This window comes from Pseudomonas sp. AC172 (assembly GCF_979258595.1).
This window is the reverse complement of the sequence record NZ_OZ409868.1, coordinates 1,621,778-1,641,060: the sequence shown is the minus strand read 5'-3', so window position 1 is coordinate 1,641,060 and position 19,283 is coordinate 1,621,778. Positions and strand designations below refer to the sequence as shown.

Here is a 19,283-nt window from a genome sequence, read left to right as displayed (position 1 = left end):
TTGCCCTGTGCCTTGCAACGCCAAAACGACTGGGCGCCCGTCTGTTTCGAGCGTCTTCAGTCGTATTGGTTTCATTAGAGGTATAGCCGATTTCATCTCCGTTCGGAGACTAGACGCCGATCAGGTGCTTGAGCGGATGGTAGCCAGTTTTCATCTTTGCGGCGACGTCGAGAATGGCCTTCTCGATGCCGTTCAAATGCATGCAGGTCAACTCGATGGCGGCGCTCTGATTGCCGGCCTCAATGTATTCGATCAGGCGCAGGTGTTCGTCATCGCGGCACACCTCGTGACTGTCATCGTCCAGCGCGGCGGCATACAGCGACGCGCGGGAAATCAGCTTTTGGAACCAGTCGAGCAGCACCGGATTATTCAGGCTGCGAGCCAGTTTGATATGGAACTCGCCGAGCAGATGAATCAGCCGCTCGTGGTCGCCGGCGGCGTGGGCTTCATCTTCCAGCAGCAGGTGTTCGCGCAAATCCTGCATCGCGGCAGTGTCCTTGCGCCGGCACAGTTCGGTGACGATACCGATCTCGATCAGACGGCGGGTTTCGAACAGCGAACGGATCTCTCCGTTGCTCGGCAGCGACACCGACGCACCTTTATTGGGCTCGGTAGTGACCAGTCCGTCGGCCTCCAATTGCTTCAACGCAGCGCGCACCGACGTGCGGCTGACATTGAATAACTCGGCCAGCGAGGCCTCGCCCAGCTTCATGCCCGGGCGTAACGAACGCTTGCTGATCGCCTCGTAAACCCCTTGGTAGACGCGGTCGACCGTGGTTTCCAGTTTCTTCTCGGTCATTCGAACACTCCTTTAGCGTCGGGCAACCAGCCCCTGGCGATGCCTGGCCTGGAAAAGGGCGGCAGACGCAGGTTAATCCGGGCCTTTGCAAATTGCATTCATATATTGCATACCGACGGAGGCGCTGAACATCGGTCAGTCACGGGAGATCATTTTTGGCGAGGTGTTGATGGCGCATGTGCGCGATGAGTTGATTGATCCGAAGACGCTGTACATCGATCAATTGGTCCTGGATGCGATCGGACGCATGGGTGGCCATGGTTACGCGCGAACCCGCGATTACTTCGATCTGCCGACCCGCTCGTTGCAAGCGTGGACGGAAGCGCCGGGCGGTGGCGAGCGGTTTTGGCCAACCGCCAAATAACCCAGAGCAACGCATTACCCCTGTGGGAGCGAGCCTGCTCGCGAAAGCGGTATATCAGACAAATAATCTTTGAATGACAGACCGCCTTCGCGAGCAGGCTCGCTCCCACGGGGATTTATGTCGTTTCTTAGTCAGTGCCGTACTTCGGCGAGCGTGGGCCGTACAGCAGGCCTGCCCGGTGTCCGGCCGAGAGCAGACGATTGCTCGCCACGCCGGCGATCGGGTAGCCCGCATCGGTGGCGCTGTTGATCACCTGCTTCACCGCCGCTGTGATCAGCATGCCGATCAGACCGCCACCACCGTTGTTGCCGCCCTCCTCGCTCGACGCCCGCGCCGAACCGGTCCACAGCGTGGTGCCGGATTTCAGGTCGACCAGTTTCGCCGTTGCGGTCACTGCTGTTTCGCTGCTGATCACCATGTAACGCGTGCCGTATTCGGTCACGGTGATGTACAGCGCCGCGTCCGCGCCGAAGATTTCCTTCAGTTTGCTCGGCGGTGCCTGATGAATATCGTCCGGGGTGGTCAGGCCGTTCTGGCGGAACGTCTCGTCAACCAGCGCGATCGGCAGCACGTAGTAACCGGCCTCGGCCAGCGGGAACGTCACCTGCGACAGCAGACTGTACGACGCCTTCACATCCGGCGAGGTGTTCAGCGGTGGCAGCACCAGAATGGTTTTCGGCCGCGCTTGTTTGTAGGCCGAGTAATCCACGGTCTTGGGCGCGACGCAGCCACCCAGCACGGTCAGGGCCAAACCGGCGGCCAGCAGTTTCAAGGTGCGCGCGATCATTTCGCGTCTCCGGTCTTGGCGTTCTTGAGCAGGAAATCCATGTACGTGCCGGACTCGGGGAACAGGGTTTTCTCGGTTCTGAACTGCTGCACCATCTGGTCGTCCTTGCCCATGCTCAGATAGAGCAGGCCAAGGTGCGCGTGGTAACCCGGCGGTACGGCTTTGCCTGTGGAGCGGATTTTCTGCAGGTCGCGTTCCAGCGCTTCAGCCTGGGCTTCTTTTGGCTCTTCGCCTTTGAAGTATTCGTAGACCTGGGGTTCGTAGCCTTCCCATTGGTACAGGGTTTGCGGGCCGGCAGCACAACCGGCCAGCAAGGCGCTGGCAGCCAGCGTCAGCGCCATCAACGAGCGCGACAAATTCAAAGTCATGGGGTGTTGCTCCTTGCAATGGGCGTCGATCAGTTGCCCGGTTTCCAGGCACCGGCGTTCATGCCATCGACCAGACGATTGATCGCCTCGCGCATGGCCAGATCCAGTACTTTGCCGTTGAGGGTCGAGTCGTAGGCAGCGGTGCCGCCGAAGCCGATGATTTCGCGGTTGGACAAGGCGTATTCGCCGGCGCCCTGAGTCGAATACACCACTTCGGAGGTGCTGATGTTGACGATGTTCAGGTTGACCTTGGCGTAGGCGACCTGCGTCTTGCCACGGCCGAGAATGCCGAACAACTGGTGATCGCCGGTCTCTTTGCGGCCGAACTCGGTGACGTCACCGGTGACCACGTAATCAGCGCCTTTCAAGCGTTGGGCCTGGCCCTTGATTGCCGCTTCCTGCTGGATTTCGCCCATGTTGTCGCGATCCAGCACGCTGAAGCGGTTGGTCTGCTGCAGGTGGGTGATCAGGATGGTCTTGGCCTGACCGCCGAGACGGTCGACGCCGTCGGAGAAGATCCCGCGCATGTAGCTGGAGCGGTTGTCGAACTTGCCCACGGCCATTGGCACGCGAACGCCGGTCCAGACTTGTGTGGCGCTTTCAACCTTGGCCACCGGCAATGCACGGGAGCTTTCAGTGGCGCAACCGGCGAGCGTGCCGGCAATCGTACCGAGCACAGCAATCGCGACGCCTGAGACCAGCATCCGGGAGATCATTCTCACTGAGTATTCCTTTGAAAAACGGGGATGTCCCGGCGCGGCGATGCGCGGCGGGAGCTGAAAAGGGGCGGCATTATGACAAAGTGCCATCATTGAGGACAGGTTTTTTTGACGCCAGTGAATTGGCTTGGATTGGCCGTACACAAATCCACTGTGGGAGCGAGCCTGCTCGCGAAAGCGGTGTATCAGACGAATCATCTCTGACTGAAATATTGCTTTCGCGAGCAGGCTCGCTCCCACAGGGTTTGGTGTTTGTTTTTGAGGGAAAGAAATCAGTGGAAATCGCGGCTCTGCACGCGGATGCCATTGAGCAGCGGGCTGAGGTCGCTCAGGCGGCCGGCGATCAGGTGACGCACTTCGCCTTCGCGCTCCCAGCGGCCATCGACCTTGAGCAGTTGCGAACCGACCAGCACTTGCCGCTGACGCTCGGCCAGATCGCGCCAGACCACCACATTGACGTTGCCGAACTCGTCTTCCAGGGTCACAAACGTCACACCACTGGCGGTGCCCGGTCGTTGCCGTCCCGTCACCAGCCCGGCGACGCTCACCGGCCGACCGTGTTCGACGTCGAGTAACTCCTGCGAACTGCGGCAACGCCGGGCTTTGAGCTCACCGCGCAACAGCGCCAGCGGATGCGGCCCCAACGTGGTACCGACGGTGCTGTAATCGGCGTGAAGATCTTCGCCAACACTGGGTTTGGGCAGCACCACCTCGGCCTCCTCCTGACTCGGCAACCCGGCAAACAGGCCCAGCTGTTTCTGCACCCCGGCGACTTCCCAGCGCGCCCGATGCCGATGCCCGGCCAAGCCGCGCAACGCCCCGGAATCGGCCAGTAATGCCTGCGCCCGACTGTCGAGCGCCGCCCGCTCGCCCAGGTCGGCAACATCGGCAAATGCCCCCCGCGCGCGCGCCGCTTCGATGCGCCGGGCATCGTCCTCACGAAAACCCTTGATCATGCGCAGGCCCATACGAATCGCCGGTTGCGCAGCCGTGGTGGTTTCCAGGCTGCAATCCCAGTCACTGGCGCGCACGTCGACCGGGCGAATCTGCAACTGATGCCGGCGTGCGTCCTGGAGAATCTGGTCCGGGCTGTAGAAGCCCATCGGCCAGCTATTGATCAACGCGCAGGCGAACGCCGCCGGTTCGTGGCACTTGAGCCAGCAACTGGCATAGGTCAGCAAGGCAAAACTGGCGGCGTGGGATTCGGGGAAACCGTAGCTGCCGAAGCCTTTGATCTGCTCGAAAATCTGCGCGGCGAACTCCGGCGTGTAGCCGTTCTTTTTCATGCCGGCGGCGAGGCGTTCCTTGTGCGGTTCCAGTCCGCCGTGGCGTTTCCACGCCGCCATGGAGCGGCGCAACTGGTCGGCCTCGCCGGGGCTGTAATCGGCGGCGACGATGGCGATCTGCATCACCTGTTCCTGAAACAGCGGCACGCCGAGGGTGCGTTTGAGCACCACTTCCAGTTCCGGTGACGGATAGGTCTCCTCTTCCTCCTTGTTCCGGCGGCGCAGGTACGGATGCACCATCCCGCCCTGAATCGGCCCCGGGCGGACGATGGCCACTTCGATCACCAGGTCGTAGAACTTCGCCGGTTTCAGACGCGGCAGCATCGACATCTGTGCGCGGGACTCGATCTGGAACACGCCAATGGTGTCGGCGCGGCTGATCATCTCGTAGGTCGGTTTGTCTTCGGCCGGAATATTCGCCAGGCTCAGATCCAGATTGCGGTGACGACGCAGCAAGTCGAAGCAACGGCGAATTGCGCTGAGCATGCCGAGGGCGAGGATATCCACCTTGAGCAGGCCGACCGCATCGAGGTCGTCCTTGTCCCACTGGATGATCGTGCGCTCGGCCATCGCCGCGTTCTCGACCGGCACCAGCGTGTCCAGCGGTTGCTCGGAAATCACGAAGCCGCCGGGATGCTGCGACAGGTGCCGGGGGAAACCGATCAGTTGCCCGGTCAGGCTCAAGACCCGGCGCAGCACCGGGCTGTCCGGGTCGAAACCACCTTCGAGCAAACGCTCGAGCGGCGGCGTTTCATCGCTCCAGTGGCCGCAGCAATCGGCCAGTGCATTGACCTGATCCGGCGGCAGGCCCAAGGCCTTGGCCACATCGCGTACTGCACCAGCGGCGTGGTAGGTGCTGACCACCGCCGTCAACGCCGCGCGACCACGGCCGTAACGGCGGAACACGTATTGCAGGACTTCCTCGCGGCGTTCATGCTCGAAATCGACGTCGATGTCCGGCGGCTCGTTACGCTCCTTGGACATAAAGCGCTCGAACAGCAGCGTGGTGCGATCCGGGTCGATCTCGGTGATGCCCAAGGCAAAACACACCGCCGAGTTGGCCGCCGAGCCACGACCCTGACAGAGAATCTGCTGCTCGCGGGCGAAGCGCACCACATCGTGCACAGTGAGGAAGTAGCTTTCGTAGCCGAGTTCGGCGATCAGCTGCAATTCATCGTCGATCTGTTTGAGCACTTTGGCTTGCGGGCCTTTGGGCCAGCGCCAGGCAATGCCTTGTTCAGTCAGATGGCGCAACCAGGAACTGGCGCTGTGCCCCTCAGGCACCAGTTCTTTTGGATACTGATAACGCAACTCGCCCAGATCGAACGTGCAGCGCCGGGCCAGCTTCACCGATTCGTCGAGCAAGGTCTGCGGATACAACTCACGCAACACCTCAACGCTGCGCAAATGCCGCTCGCCATTGGGGTGCAAACGCAACCCGGCCTCGGCCACCGGCACGTGATGACGGATCGCCGTCATGGTGTCCTGCAAGGCGCGCCGGCCACGGGCGTGCATGTGCACATCGCCGCTGGCTACCGGCGGAATCTGCAACTCGGCGGCCAGACTCAACAAGCTCGCCAGCCGTTGCTGATCGTCTTGACCGCGATGCAACTGTACCGCTAGCCACAGGCGTTCGCCGAAGGTCTGCTGCAGCCAACGGCCCTCTTCCACCTGATCAAGCGAGTCCGGCACCCACAACACCAGTAATCCCGGCAACGACCCGGCGAAGTCTTCGCGCAGCACCTGATACTGGCCCTTCTGCGTGCGCCGTCGGGCGCGGGTGATCAAACCACACAAGGCCTGATAGCCCGCCAGGTTCTCCACCAGCAGCACCAGTTTCGGGCCGTTTTCGATACGAATTTCACTGCCGATTATCAGCGGCAGCTCAACGGATTTCGCCGCTTGCCAGGCGCGGACGATCCCGGCCAGTGTGCATTCATCGGTGATCGCCAGTGCCTGATAGCCGTGTTTTTTTGCGCGCTGAAACAGTTCCAGCGCACTGGACGCACCGCGCTGGAAACTGAAGTTCGACAGGCAGTGCAGTTCGGCATAACCGTCACTCATGCAAACCAGCCCTGCAGCCACAACGGACCGCCCTCACCCACCGCGCGATAAGCCCAGCCCTGTTGGCCGGCGCGGTTCTGGATCAGGTAATAATCGCGGCGCACATCGTCACCGTCCCACCAGCCCGATTCGATACGTTCCGGGCCCATGAGAATCCGCGCCGAACCTTCTGCCACGCTTTGCGGCTCGCCAAGCAACCAGCCCGGACGGTGCACGCTCGGCAAGCCTGCGCAGCGCTGTTTGTCGACGCCGTGCTGCCACGCGCACTCCGGGCGGTGATCGGCCTGAAAGCGCAGCCCCTGCACGGCGTCATCACCCAAGCGAGCGCGTAGGCGTTCGCGCAATTGCTCCCACGGCAAGGTCTGTTGCGGACGATCATCGAACAGTTCCTGAAACTGCGGGACGAAACTCGGCAGGTCCTCGGCGCGCAGACGAAAGCCGCGCACGGGCGCCTCCACCTGCACTTGCTCCAGGCGTCCGCGCGCCAGTTCGAAGAGCATCGCCGGATCACGTTCGGCGCTGAGCAGGCCAACCTTGATCACACTGTCCGGCAACCCGGCGTGTTCCAGATGCAGGTCGAAACGCTGCACGCCGCTGTCACGCCCGCAGAGGAACGCCGACAGATCGCCGGTCAAACGCCGTAACGGGAACAACAAGGCCTGATGCGATTGCACGTCGAAATTCAGTTCGATACGCACATCGAAACGATCCGGCGGCAAGTAAAACTCAAGCGCCAATGGCCGCGCACCGAACAGAGTGTCGAGGTGTTTGAGCATCTGCGCTTCGAAGCGCCGGGCCAGCGCCTGACGTGGCAGGCTCTGCACCTGACTGAGATTGCGCAGGCCCATGCGCGACAACGCCGTGGCCACCGCCGGTTCCAGACCGACGCGATCGACGGGCAACTGGCCAAGGTGATGCTGCAAGGCCTCGCCGTCCGGCACCACCAGCCCGTCGTAAGCATTGGCCAGTACCCGCGCCGCCACCGGATTCGGTGCGGCAACGATGCGATGGCGAAAGCCCAGATCGGTCAGTTCCTTGCGCAGTCGTGCTTCGAACTGCGCCCAGGAGCCGAACAGGCCCAGGCTCGATTCGATCTCGAACACTACGGTGCGCGGGTAATGCACGCTGACCTGCGCGCTGAAACGGTAGGCCCACGCAGCGAGAAATTGCTGCCAGTGCTCGACCTCAGCCACCTCGTAATCCGCAGTGGCAAACCCTTTGCTCATCGCCTGCGCAGCAGTCATCGACTGGCCGGCACGCAAACCGAGTTTGCGCGCCGCCGGGTTGACCGCTTGCAGCACCCGGCGCTGGGCCGGGCCGTTGAGCAGCACCAACGGCTCATCGGGATCGGGGCGCTGACGCTGCACGGCGTCGAGGGCCAATTGCGGAAAAAGAATACAGACCCAGCGCATGGCGACCTCAGTGCCCCACGGCGAAGGCAATCGGTGCCGTACGCGCCAATCCGCCACGGCACTTGAGGACGCGCAGTTGTGCAGGTTTGGCGTCGATGGCAATGCGCAATGCGGCTGGCGACGGGTTGACCGCCTCGCTCAACGGGCGCCATGCAAACGCCAGGGTCTGACCGGTTTCGGCCGCCACCTGCAAACGGCGCAACGCGCGGTCATCAGCCTTGTGCGGCCAGCACAGCACCGCGCCGCAACTGCCCGAACGCAGGCACTGTTCGGCCGCCCACAAGGCATCGCGCTCACTGGCCTGGATCACCGACAACTGGCGCAGATCGACCCCGGCGTTTGCCCACGCCTGCGGGTACGGCACGAACGGCGGCGCCACCAGCACGATGCGCTCGCCCGCCGCCGACAACCGCGCCAGCGTCGGCCAGACCAGTTGCAGCTCGCCGACACCGGGGCCGGCCAACAGGATTTCGCTCAATGCGGCTTCCGGCCAGCCACCGCTGGGCAGTGCCGCGTCCAGCGCTGCATGGCCGGTCGGTTGCGGACTGGCAGCGGGTGGCGCAGGCCGGCCCTTCCAGACCTGGCCGCCATTGAACAGCGTATCCAACGCAACGACGGCGCCCATCAGCCTTGCCTCACCAGACCACAGAACACGCCTTCGATGGCCAGGTCCTGATCATCGCGCACGACAATCGGCCGATACGCCGGGTTGCGCGGCAACAGCCGCACTTCATCGCCGAGCCGTTCGAAGCGTTTGATGGTGACTTCACCGTCGAGCCGCGCCACGACGATCTGGCCGTTGAGCGCCTCGGGATTGCGCCGCACGCCGACCAGATCGCCGTCGAGAATGCCGTCCTCGATCATCGAATCGCCCTGCACCCGCAGCATGTAATCGGGCGTGCGGGAGAACAGCGCCGGGTCGAGCATCAAGCGGCTATGGATGTCGGCATCGGCGCCAATCGGCGCACCGGCAGCCACGCGGCCAAGCACGGGGATGTCGAGCAACTCCGGACGCGGCGCTTGCCCGAGCAGACGAATGCCGCGGGCCTGGTGCGGGTTGACCTCGATAAAACCGGCTTCAGTGAGCGCGAGCACGTGCTTGCGCGCCACGCTGCGCGAGGCAAAACCAAAAGCCTCGCTGATTTCAGCGAGGCTTGGGGGCTGACCGTGTTCGGCGATGCGATCGCGGATAAAGGTCAGGATGGCGGTACGGCGGGGAGTCAGGTTCGTCATGGAGTACATTTGTACTCCTGTAGGATTTTCCTGACAAGCGCCGCAGGTCGGCCCACCCTAACTTGATCGATCCCACGCTCCGCGTGGGAACGATCAAGTTAGCCAAGGCCGCGTTCGGCGAGGAATTCGGCGATGTAATCGATGAAGGCAACAACCTTGGCCGTGGCCCGGCGATGACTCGGATACACCGCCAGAATGTGCGGGCCAAAGGTATCCGGATCGATCTCGTAATCCGCCATGACCCGCACCAGTCGCCCGTCGGCAATGTAAGGCGCGGCACTCCACAGCGGCGTGTGCAGCAAACCGCGCCCGGCCAAGGCACTGGCCAGCAACAAATCATAATTGTCACTGCGCAACAACGGCGCCGTAGGTTGCGCCAGACTCAAACGCTGCCCATCGCGCTCGGCCCACCAGAATTCGCGGCTGAGCAACGGGTGTTGATAAAGCAGCCATTCATGCTGTTCAAGGGTCTGCGGATTCACCGGCAAGCCCTTGCGCGCCAGATATTCCGGGCTGCCGCACAACGCCAGACGATTACTGCCAACCACCCGCGCAATCAGCCCCGGCAAATCATCGTGGCCCTCGCGCAGCGCCAAGTCGTAGCCACTTTCCAGCAGATTGACGAAGGCATCGCACAGGTCCACTTGCAGGCTGATCTGCGGGTATTGCTGTAAAAAGCCGTCACACACCTCATCGAGAAACGCCCGCCCATACGCCAGCGGTGCAGTGATTTTCAGGCTGCCGCGCAAGCCGTGCTGCAACTGCTCGATTTCCTCGCTGGCCTCGTCCAGCCGCTGCAACACCAACCGCGCGGTTTCCAGGTACACCCGGCCGATTTCGGTCAACAGAATCCGCCGCGTGCTGCGCTCGAACAGCCGTGCGCCCAGCTCCGATTCCAGGTGATTGACCGCTTTGGTCAGCGCCGACGGGGTCTTGCCCAATTGCTCGGCGGCGCGGCTGAAACTGCCGAGCTGCGCGGTGACCACGAACATTTTCAATGCACCCAACTTGTCCATGCTTTTTCCATTCAGGCAAAAATGTTTTTCGTGAGGGAGGCGTTCTGTCGGCCGGTGTCAGCCACTAATCTCGCCATCAGACGCAATAACAAGGAAATCTTCAATGAAAAGATTCATCCCGAGTCTGTTGGTAGTCGCTGTAAGTTTTGCCTCAATGGAAGCCATGGCCGCCGCCGATCTAACCCTGCTCAACGGCAAGATTTTCACTGCTGACCGCGCACAACCGAAGGTGCAAGCGCTGGCCGTGGAGAACGGCAAAGTGCTGAAAGTCGGCACCGACGCACAGATCAAAGCCTTGATCGAACCCGGCACCCAAGTCATCGACCTCAAGGGCAAAGCGCTGATGCCCGGCCTGATCGACAGCCATTCCCACGCGATTTTCGGCGGTCTGGAAATGGTCTCGGCGAACATGGAAGACGAAGTCGTCGGCCTCGACGAACTGCAAAAGCGCCTGCGCGACTGGCGTGCAGACGGCAAGGCCAAACATGGCGACGTGCTGAGCATTGCCGGCATGAGTTCGGCTTATTGGGCGCAGGCCGAGGCCTTGGGCACCACCTTCAACAGCGGCGAATGGGCCAATGTGCCGGTGGTGTTCATCGGCAGCGACCACCACACGGCGTGGGCCAACAACGTCATGCTCAAGCGCGCCGGGATTGACGCGGCCCTGCTGAAAACCCTGCCCGATGCGGAAAAAGACACCATCGGCAAACTGGCGAGCGGCGAGCCGAACGGCTTTGTGGTCGACGCCGGTTGGGACCGGGTCGCCTCGAAAATGCCGGTACCGAGCCCCGCCGACATGTTGAACGCGGCAAAATCAGCGGTGCGCTACAACAACAGCCTCGGCATCACCGCATGGATGGATCCAGCCGCCAACGCCGCGCCGGGCGAAGCGGTGTTCGCGCTCAAACCGACCGAGAAAACCGTCGGCGTGCTGCCGGCCTATAAAGCCCTCTCGGAAAGCGGCGACATGAGCGTGCACGTCGCGGCGCTGCTGGTGGCCAACCCGAAAAGCGTGCCCGCCGACCTCGACACGCTGGACAAGGTGCGCCAGCAATTTCAGGGCATCCCCAATCTGACCTTGCCCGGGATCAAGATCTTCGCCGACGGCGTGATCGAGTTCCCGGCACAGAGTGCGGCGATGATCGATCCGTACAGCAACTCGCACAAACAGGGCGAACTGCTGATCGATCCGCAGCATTTCGGCGAACTGGTCAGCGCCATCGATCAGCGCGGCTGGCTGGTACACATCCATGCGATAGGCGACCGCGCCGTGCGTGAGTCGCTGAACGGCATCGCTCAGGCACGCAAGGATCGGCAGAGCGGTGTGACCCATTCGATCACTCACCTGCAAATGGTCAACCCGAAAGAGTTCGCCCGCTTCAAACCGCTCAATGTCATCGCCTCAATGCAACTGCTGTGGGCCAGCGCCGATGATTACACCACCGACATGATCAAGCCGTACGTCAGCGCCCTCGCCTTCCGCTATCAGTACCCGGCGCATTCATTGCTCAAACAAGGCGCAACGATTGCCGGCGCCAGCGACTGGCCGGTGTCTTCGCCGAACCCGTTCAATGCCATGGCGCAGGCGATCACTCGTGTCGGCCCGTTGGGTGTGCTCAATGCCGATGAGCGTCTGGACCGCGACACGATGTTCTATGCCTACACCGTCAACGCCGCACGGACGATTGGCCTGGAGAAGCACATCGGCTCGCTGACACCGGGCAAGCAGGCGGACTTTATCGTGCTCGACCGCGACGTGTTCAGCGTCGGCAACAAAGCCCTGCATGACACCAAAGTGCTGCAAACCTGGTTCGGCGGCCGTCAGGTCTACACCGCCACAAAATAACAACAACCCTCCCACAGGGTTTGTGTGGGTGGCCGATATGGCATTCCCTCCACAGTTTTCGTACTGCCCAAAAATAATCACAACATCGGGACTTCACATGAAAGCCTTGCCCCTGTTCGCCCTGAGTTTCTTGAGCGTGCTGCCCTTGAGCAGCTTTGCGATCCCCTTGAACGATGACTTTGCGCTGGTGGTGGATCTCACTTTAGCCAGCGACTACCGCACTCGCGGCATCTCGCAAACGCAAAACGACCCTGCCGTGCAGGCCGGCCTGACCCTCGCGCACAGCAGCGGTCTGTACCTTGGCGCATGGAGTTCCAACGTCGATTTTGGCGGCGGCCTGAACACCCGTCAGGAAGTCGATTACTACGGCGGCTGGCTGTGGCAGGCGACCGACGAGATCAGCCTCGATCTGGGCTATATCAAGTACGCCTATCCCAAGGAAAGCCAGTTCAACCAGAGCGAGGTCTACGGGATTCTCGGGGTTTATGGGGTGAAACTGGCGGCGTATTACTCCAGCGATGCGCCGGGGATCGATAGCAAGCAGAGTTCGCTGTACAGCTACATCGGCTATGAAACTGAATTGCCGTACGACTCGGGGTTGAAGCTGCGTTACGGCAATATGGATTTCAAGGATCCGCATTTGTACTCGGCGTCCGGGCAGGCTGAGGACAGTTATCGGGAGTGGGAAGTCAAACTCACCCACAATCTCGCCGGCGTGGTGTTGGGGTTGAGCTATATCGACACCGATCTGTCGCAGAGCCAGTGTTTGAGCAATTGGGGCTTCAAGGACGTCTGCACCGCGACAGTCGTGGCCAGCGTCAGCAAATCTTTCTGAAAAAACGCCGTTCACCTGTGGGAGCGAGCCTGCTCGCGAAAGCGGTGGAACAGTCGCCATCAATCTTGACTGACACATCGCCTTCGCGAGCAGGCTCGCTCCCACAGTTTTGATTGGGGTGAGCCAGCAGGTAGTTGTTACAGGATGTTTACGAATTTTTTACTAATGTTCTTCTACAGTTACACGCGCAACCGCGCGGTTTTCATTCATGTAGAGGAATGTTTGACATGGCTTTGGGCAACGGACTGCGTTTACCGTCCATCACGCCGACTCGACTGGTCCTGCTGTTTTCCCTGGCACTGGTGGCGTTGTACAACCTGGCGACCTGGAAGGCGCTGGGTACTTTGATCACCCTGCAAGGCGCGCACAAAATGGCGTTCTTTGCTTCGTTCGGGCTGTTTTTGTGGGCGGCGATCACCCTGCTGCTGACCGTGGTGTCGTTTCGCTGGACACTGAAACCGGTGCTCACCGTGGTCGCCCTGCTCTCGGCGTGCGCCGCGTATTTCATGAACGAATACGGCATCACCATCGACACGGTGATGATTCAGAACGTCTTCGAAACCAACCCCGCCGAAGCCACCGCGCTGTTCAACGGCAAGCTGCTGGCTTACCTGCTGTTGCTCGGTGTGTTGCCGGCGGCGTTGATCTGGCGTTGGCCGGTGAGTTATCGGCCGTTCTTTCGTGGTCTGCTCAACAAGATGTTGGTGATCATCGCCTGTGTGCTGGTGATCGCCGCATCGGTGGGCGCGTTCTATTCGACCTACGCGCCGATCTTTCGCGAAGAAGACAAGCTCACCCACTTCATCAACCCGACCAATTACATCTACGCGATCAGCAAGTACGCCAAGCAACGCCTGGGCATCAAAAAGCACTTTGTGGTGCAGGCCATCGGCGAAGACGCGGTGATGAGCGCCAAGGCCGCCAGCCGCGAGAAGAAATCACTGATGGTGTTTGTGGTCGGTGAAACCGCCCGCGCCGATCACTTTTCGCTGAACGGCTATGCGCGCGAGACCAATCCCGAACTGCGCAAACTCGATATCCTCAATTTCACCCAGGTGCACTCCTGCGGCACATCGACGGCGGTGTCGGTGCCGTGCATGTTCTCGATGTTCCCGCGTGAGGATTACAGCGACAAGAAAGGCAAAACCTACGAAGGCCTGCTCGACATCCTTCAGCGCGCCGGCGTGCAGGTGCTGTGGCTGGACAACAACAGCGACTGCAAAGGCACCTGCCTGCGCGTACCGCATCGCGACATTTCGAAGAATCAGCCGGGGCCGTTCTGCGATGGCAACAACTGCCTCGACGAGGCGCTGCTGCAAGATCTGCAAAGCTACATCGACAGCCTCAAAGGCCACGCGATCATCGTTTTGCACGCCGACGGCAGCCACGGCCCCGAGTACTACGAGCGCTACCCGAGCGACATGGAGCGCTTCAAACCGATCTGCCACACCAATCAACTGGGCAGTTGCAGCCGCGATGAACTGGTGAACGTGTACGACAACACGATTCTCTACACCGACCATTTCCTCGCCAAGGTCATCGAACTGCTCGAACGCAATCAGGATTCGCTGGATACCTCGATGGTGTATGTCTCCGATCATGGCGAGTCACTGGGCGAGAACGGCCTGTATCTGCATGCGGCGCCGTATGCGCTGGCGCCGGAAGCACAGACGCATGTGCCGATGGTGATGTGGTTTGGCACTGGCACGCTCGCCAGTGAGGGGATTGATCGCGGTTGCCTGCAAGGCAAGACCGGGCAGGCGGATCTGAGCCACGACAACCTGTTTCATTCGGTGCTGGGGTTGTTTGAGGTGAGGACGTCGGTGTATCAGCCGGGGCTGGATATTTTTCATGGGTGCCGGCCTCCGATGACTGCCACGAAATAACCAGACACTGAAGATCCCTGTGGGAGCTGGCTTGCCAGCGATGAGGCCGGCACATCCGGTGTCTGTGTTGACTGACAAGCCGCCATCGCTGGCAAGCCAGCTCCCACAGGGTAAATGGTGCTCTCAGGGGTGAGGTTTGCCAGATAGGCCCACGGGTAAATGCCGCGCTGGTGGCCGTCGCTGAACACCAGTTGCACGCCATAGCCCTGGGGGTTGAGTTCGATCAGGCGCACGCGTTCATCAACCATGGGCGTCAGACCTTTCATGCGAAACGCGCGGCATTGCGAGCACGGGCACTGGCGGCGCAGTTCGGCGTGGTTGAGCTGTTGTTCGCGGCCGTCCGGCCAGTTCAAACGCAGAGTGCCTTCGCTCTGCGAATTACCCACCGACAGCGGGTTCATTGCAGCTGACTCAAGGCAATGCGCACGGCTTTGCGCACTTCCGGGTCGCCGTCGTCCTGCGCGGCCTGCAACGCGGCCACAGCGCCGCGATCATTCAACTCGCCCAAAGCCAGCGCGGCTTCCTTGCGCAGGTTGCTGATGCGATGAGCGAGGGTGTCGATCAGCGCGTCCAGTGCCGGGGCAAATTGCAAACGGCCGAGACTGCGGGTGGCGCGCAGGCGCACTTGCCAATAGTCGTCGCTCAAGGCTTCAACCAGCGCCGGGCCCGCGTCAATGTGGCCGACCTTGCCCAACGTCGTCGCGGCTTCTTCGCGCACTTGCCAGGCGTTGTCCTGCAAGGCCTGGCGTAGGGCTGGGAGAACTTCGGCGCTGGAGGCCAGTCCCAACGCCCCGGTGGCGGCGCGGCGTACTTCGGTGTCCGGATCGTCGCTGGCCAATCGTGCCAGGGCTGGCAGTGCGTCGAGTTGTTTGAGCCAGCCGAGCACACCGACGGCTTCGCGGCGCACACTGGCGTCGGTATCGTTCAACGCAGAAACCGCAGCCGGTGCGGCGTCGGCGAAACGCAGTTCACGCAAGGCGCGAAACGCGGCGATGCGCACGCTGACGTCAGCGTGATCGGTCCACGGCAAAATCACCTGCCCCGCCGCTTCAGTCTTGAGCAGACTCAAGCTCTGCGCAGCAGCGGATTGCACGGCAGGCGACGAATCGGTCAGCGCCTCGCACAAGGCTTGCACAACGTCTTCATCCTCCCAGGCCTCCAGCAAACGCGCGGCTTCAGCTCGGACGTCTTCAGCGGGATCCTGGCCGAGGCGATCGACCAGCCAAAGCAAGCCATCAGGCTCTTCCAGATCCGCCAGATCAATCAGCGCAATACGCCGCACACCCGCATCTTCAGCAGTCAGGCGCGGTTGCAGGGCAAGGATGTCCTGGTTATCGGTCACAGCAAAAATAGAGGTCATAGGGCAAATCGCGGCAAAGGGTTTTCGGGAGGCAGACCGAGCGGATTGAGGCGCGGCAGCGGTCGGTCATCGTCGTGACGCAACAGGTCGAGGCAGTGGCGCTTGAGGCGCGAGAACTCAGGGCTGGTGACCAGCTCACTGGTGCGTGGCCGGGCGAAGTCGAGGCGCAGGTCCTCGATGATGCGCCCCGGCCGTGCGCTCATCACCAGCAGGCGGTCAGCGAGAAACAGTGCCTCGTCAATGTCGTGGGTGACGAAGACCACGGTGGTGCGGATGCGCGTCCAGATGTCCAGCAGCAGTTCCTGCATGTTCAAACGGGTGAGCGCATCCAGCGCGCCGAACGGTTCGTCCATCAGCAGAAGGCGCGGACGGTTGACCAACACTCGGGCGATCTCGACGCGTTGCTGCATGCCACCGGAAAGCTGATCGGGCCAGCGTTCGGCGAAACCTTCGAGGCCGACCAGTTGGAGAATCTCGTCAGCGGCGCGGTGGCGCTCAACCTTGCCGATGCCACGCATCTTCAGGCCGAACGCAACGTTGTCACGCACCGTGCGCCACGGGAACAGCGTGTGGTGCTGGAACACCATGCCGCGCTGCGGTGACGGGCCAGACACCGCAGCGCCATCGACTTTCAGACTGCCGGCATGCGCACTCAGATGCCCGGCCAAGGCGCCGAGCAAGGTCGATTTGCCGCAACCGGACGGACCAAGAATGCAGACGAACTGGCCCGGTTCGATCTGGCAATCGAGTTCGCGCACGGCTTCGAACGCTTCCCGCCCTGCGCCGAGGACGATGGACAGTTGGCGGATGTCGATCCGCCCTTCCGGGGTTTGCATCACGCTCATCAGGCTTTTCCTCGCGGTCGATGCCAGGGCGTGAACAACCCGCCGAGGCGTTTGATCAGCAGACTGCTGCCCATGCCCAACACACCGATCAGCAGCATGCCGACGACGATGTCGGCATAGTTCTGAATCGTGTAGGACTCCCAGGTGTAGTAACCGATGCCGAACTGGCCGGAGATCATTTCCGCTGTGACCAGACAGAACCACGAGGTGCCCATGCCGATGGCAAGACCGGTAATGATGCTTGGCGCTGCGCCGGGCAGGATCACTTCCAGCAGGATCGCGCGGCGCCCTGCCCCGAGGCTTTTCGCTGAGGCGATCAGGCGCGGGTCGACGCCTTCGACGCCGTGCACGGTGTTGAGCAGGATCGGGAACAGCGCGCCGGTGAAGGTGATGAAGATCATCGACAGCTCGGAGGATGGGAACATCAGGATCGCCAGCGGGATCCATGCGACGGCGGGGATCGGGCGCAGAACTTCCAGCGGTGGCAGCAGCAGGTCTTCTGCCCGTTTCGAGCGCCCGATGGCCAAACCCAGGGCGATGCCGATCAGCAGCGCCGCGAGGTAGCCGGCGAAGACGCGGCTGAGGCTGGCGGTCAGGTGTTGCAAGAGCTTGCCGGAGTCGCCCAAACCGAGTGCGGCTTCGATCACGGCCAACGGGGTTGGCACGTTGGCGAAGGTGACCAGGCCGAGGTTCCAGTGGTGGCTGGCGGCGAGTTGCCAGAACAGCAGGCAGAGCAGCAGTGAAGCGGCTCTGGATGTCCAGCGTAGGGTGGGTGTTTTCATGGAGCGGGTTTCCGGTTGTGGAACTGTGGTGTGGCTCATATTTACCCCCTCACCCCAGCCCTCTCCCCCAGGGGGGCGAAGGGGAAAGGGAGCCGATCTTCGTGCTTTTCAAAACTTGAGTTCGGCTGGATAGAGTCTTTTCAGAACCCGAGTTCAACTCGGTATTTCAAGTCGACGTACCTCGCCCAAACACCTCAATCAGTCCCCTCTCCCTCAGGGAGAGGGCTAGGGTGAGGGGCTTTTGATCTTCATCAACGGGCAGCGACGGCTTGGGTAGTGGCATCGGTGAAATCGAGGACCTTGCCGCCCTGGGCCAAGGCGTATTGCTGGGCCTGGCCTTTGAGCAGAAAGGCGCTCAGGCGGCCCTTGGCATCACTGGCAAACCACGCCTGTTCGGCGAGCAACTTGATCCCGCTGTCACTGGCCTGCGCATACACCGCACGGACGTTTTTGCCTTCCTGCTTCAACGCGGCGAGCGCGGTGAAGGCCTCTTCCGCCGAGGCGTATTGGCGCACCTTGTCCTCACCGCGCACCCAGATCTCGGCGACATGGCTGAAGTCGGTGATCGCTTTACCGGTCGCGGCATCCGTGGCTTTTAGCGGCGTCTGCGCGTAGTTGGCCAGTTGAGCGGTGTAATCCAGACCTGACGCCTTGAACGCCGCACGAATGTATTGATCGTCAATAAACGTATTCAGATCGAGCCCGCGGTCAGCCTTCTTCAGCAACTTCAACGTATCGATAGCCGTGCCGACTGCCTGACGATATTCAGGCTTCCAGCTCAGGTCGCGGGTCTGCACGCCAAGCGGGCCGTGGAACAGATAATTCACCTCGGCATCGACACCCGTGACTTTGGCGATCAGCTCGCTGTACTTCTCAGGCTCGGCGGCGAGCAGTTGATTGGCCTCGATACTCGCTCGCAGATAAGCGACAACAATCTCCGGGTACTTCTTCGCATAGGCCTGATCCACCAGTGCACCATGGAACGTCGGCGCATTGGCCTGGGCACCGTCGTAGATCTTGCGCGCGAAGCCTCGGCTCGGGAACAGTTCGGCGAACGGCACGAAATCGGCGTGGGCGTCGATCTTGCCGGCCTGCAACGCGGAGCCGGCGACTTCCGGCGGCTGGGCGATGATGTTGACATCCTTGAGCGGATCCCAGCCCTGCGCCGCCACGGCACGGAGCAACATGCCGTGGGCCGTGGAGGCGAACGGCACGGAAATGGTCTTGCCTTTGAGTTCGCTAAGCGCCTGCACGCCCGACGCGCTCGGCACAACGATGCCGTTGCCGCTGCCCTTGATACTCCCCGACAACACGCTGATGAACAGGCTGTGCTTGCCGGCGGTTTCGAACGCAACACCGTTGAACGCACCTGGGAAATCGGCCATGGCGCCGAAGTCGAGTTTGCCGGCGACCATCTCGTTGGTCAGCGGTGCACCACTGGTGAAGTTCTTCCACTGCACGTCGTACTTGGCGTCTTTGTAAGCGCCGTCGTGTGGCAGGTATTTGTCGAGCAAGCCGAGTTCACGAATCAACAGTCCGCCAGCGGCGCAGTTGATAGTGGTGTCCTGGGTGCCGATGGCGATGCGGATGGTTTCGGCCGAGGCCGACAAAGTGAACGAAGCCAGTACCAGACCGGCGATTGCTGCACGCAACATGAGTGTTTCCCCTCGAATCATTTATT

16 protein-coding genes and 2 pseudogenes are annotated in these 19,283 nt (G+C 61.6%); 4 read left to right on the top strand and 14 right to left on the bottom strand.

Going from position 1 to position 19,283, the window contains the following annotated elements; translation table 11 throughout:
- Positions 1–109: 109 nt before the first annotated feature.
- Positions 110–799 carry a GntR family transcriptional regulator gene (locus ACZ0A4_RS07425; protein ID WP_463573854.1) on the bottom strand — a complete coding sequence of 230 codons (690 nt, stop codon included), beginning with the start codon at positions 797–799 and terminating at the stop codon, positions 110–112.
- A gap of 121 nt (positions 800–920) precedes the next feature.
- Here ACZ0A4_RS07425 and ACZ0A4_RS07420 point away from each other — a divergent pair.
- A pseudogene (locus ACZ0A4_RS07420) lies at positions 921–1,163 on the top strand (flavin reductase family protein); the annotation flags it as partial.
- A gap of 127 nt (positions 1,164–1,290) precedes the next feature.
- On the opposite strand, the gene ACZ0A4_RS07415 reads toward ACZ0A4_RS07420, so the two are convergent.
- From ACZ0A4_RS07415 to ACZ0A4_RS07380, 8 genes are all read right to left on the bottom strand, one after another.
- Entirely contained in the window at positions 1,291–1,950 is a 660-nt protein-coding gene (locus ACZ0A4_RS07415) for a DUF799 domain-containing protein (protein ID WP_141130022.1), read from the bottom strand.
- Positions 1,947–2,318, bottom strand: coding sequence for a DUF4810 domain-containing protein (locus ACZ0A4_RS07410; protein WP_463573853.1), 372 nt, complete (start codon positions 2,316–2,318; stop codon positions 1,947–1,949). The genes ACZ0A4_RS07415 and ACZ0A4_RS07410 overlap by 4 nt, the downstream gene beginning before the upstream one ends.
- 29 nt (positions 2,319–2,347) lie before the next feature.
- Positions 2,348–3,034, bottom strand: coding sequence for a CsgG/HfaB family protein (locus tag ACZ0A4_RS07405; RefSeq protein WP_161986630.1), 687 nt, complete (start codon positions 3,032–3,034; stop codon positions 2,348–2,350).
- Positions 3,035–3,309: 275 nt separating this feature from the next.
- On the bottom strand, positions 3,310–6,387 hold the full coding sequence (locus ACZ0A4_RS07400) for an error-prone DNA polymerase (protein WP_463573851.1): 3,078 nt from the start codon (positions 6,385–6,387) through the stop codon (positions 3,310–3,312).
- On the bottom strand, positions 6,384–7,799 hold the full coding sequence (locus tag ACZ0A4_RS07395; RefSeq protein ID WP_463573849.1) for a Y-family DNA polymerase: 1,416 nt from the start codon (positions 7,797–7,799) through the stop codon (positions 6,384–6,386). The genes ACZ0A4_RS07400 and ACZ0A4_RS07395 overlap by 4 nt, the downstream gene beginning before the upstream one ends.
- A gap of 7 nt (positions 7,800–7,806) precedes the next feature.
- On the bottom strand, positions 7,807–8,424 hold the full coding sequence (gene imuA, locus ACZ0A4_RS07390) for a translesion DNA synthesis-associated protein ImuA (RefSeq protein WP_122600346.1): 618 nt from the start codon (positions 8,422–8,424) through the stop codon (positions 7,807–7,809).
- A complete protein-coding gene (lexA, locus tag ACZ0A4_RS07385) occupies positions 8,424–9,041 on the bottom strand; it encodes a transcriptional repressor LexA (RefSeq protein WP_463573847.1) in 618 nt (205 codons plus the stop codon). Before lexA ends, imuA begins: the two co-directional genes overlap by 1 nt.
- Positions 9,042–9,130: 89 nt before the next feature.
- Entirely contained in the window at positions 9,131–10,048 is a 918-nt protein-coding gene (locus tag ACZ0A4_RS07380; RefSeq protein ID WP_457465670.1) for a LysR family transcriptional regulator, read from the bottom strand.
- Between the two features lie 103 nt (positions 10,049–10,151).
- On the opposite strand from ACZ0A4_RS07380, the gene ACZ0A4_RS07375 reads away from it, so the two are divergent.
- The 3 genes from ACZ0A4_RS07375 (at position 10,152) to ACZ0A4_RS07365 (ending at position 14,615) form a co-directional block, all read left to right on the top strand.
- Positions 10,152–11,894 (top strand): amidohydrolase, encoded by a 1,743-nt coding sequence (locus ACZ0A4_RS07375; protein WP_463573846.1) that lies wholly within the window; start codon positions 10,152–10,154, stop codon positions 11,892–11,894.
- Positions 11,895–11,991: 97 nt separating this feature from the next.
- A complete protein-coding gene (locus tag ACZ0A4_RS07370) occupies positions 11,992–12,729 on the top strand; it encodes a TorF family putative porin (RefSeq protein ID WP_463573844.1) in 738 nt (245 codons plus the stop codon).
- Positions 12,730–12,956: 227 nt separating this feature from the next.
- Positions 12,957–14,615: a phosphoethanolamine transferase gene (locus ACZ0A4_RS07365; protein WP_463573843.1), complete on the top strand. Its 1,659-nt coding sequence runs from the start codon at positions 12,957–12,959 to the stop codon at positions 14,613–14,615.
- Positions 14,616–14,743: 128 nt separating this feature from the next.
- On the opposite strand, the pseudogene ACZ0A4_RS07360 reads toward ACZ0A4_RS07365, so the two are convergent.
- From ACZ0A4_RS07360 to ACZ0A4_RS07340, 5 genes and pseudogenes are all read right to left on the bottom strand, one after another.
- Positions 14,744–15,016: pseudogene (locus tag ACZ0A4_RS07360) on the bottom strand (DUF971 domain-containing protein); the annotation flags it as partial.
- Entirely contained in the window at positions 15,013–15,975 is a 963-nt protein-coding gene (locus ACZ0A4_RS07355) for a HEAT repeat domain-containing protein (RefSeq protein ID WP_463573841.1), read from the bottom strand. The pseudogene ACZ0A4_RS07360 and the gene ACZ0A4_RS07355, both read right to left, overlap by 4 nt.
- A complete protein-coding gene (locus tag ACZ0A4_RS07350) occupies positions 15,972–16,820 on the bottom strand; it encodes an ABC transporter ATP-binding protein (RefSeq protein WP_463573840.1) in 849 nt (282 codons plus the stop codon). The genes ACZ0A4_RS07355 and ACZ0A4_RS07350 overlap by 4 nt, the downstream gene beginning before the upstream one ends.
- On the bottom strand, positions 16,820–17,602 hold the full coding sequence (locus ACZ0A4_RS07345; protein ID WP_463573838.1) for an ABC transporter permease: 783 nt from the start codon (positions 17,600–17,602) through the stop codon (positions 16,820–16,822). The genes ACZ0A4_RS07350 and ACZ0A4_RS07345 overlap by 1 nt, the downstream gene beginning before the upstream one ends.
- Positions 17,603–17,853: 251 nt before the next feature.
- Positions 17,854–19,278 carry an ABC transporter substrate-binding protein gene (locus ACZ0A4_RS07340; RefSeq protein ID WP_463573836.1) on the bottom strand — a complete coding sequence of 475 codons (1,425 nt, stop codon included), beginning with the start codon at positions 19,276–19,278 and terminating at the stop codon, positions 17,854–17,856.
- Positions 19,279–19,283 lie beyond the last annotated feature (5 nt).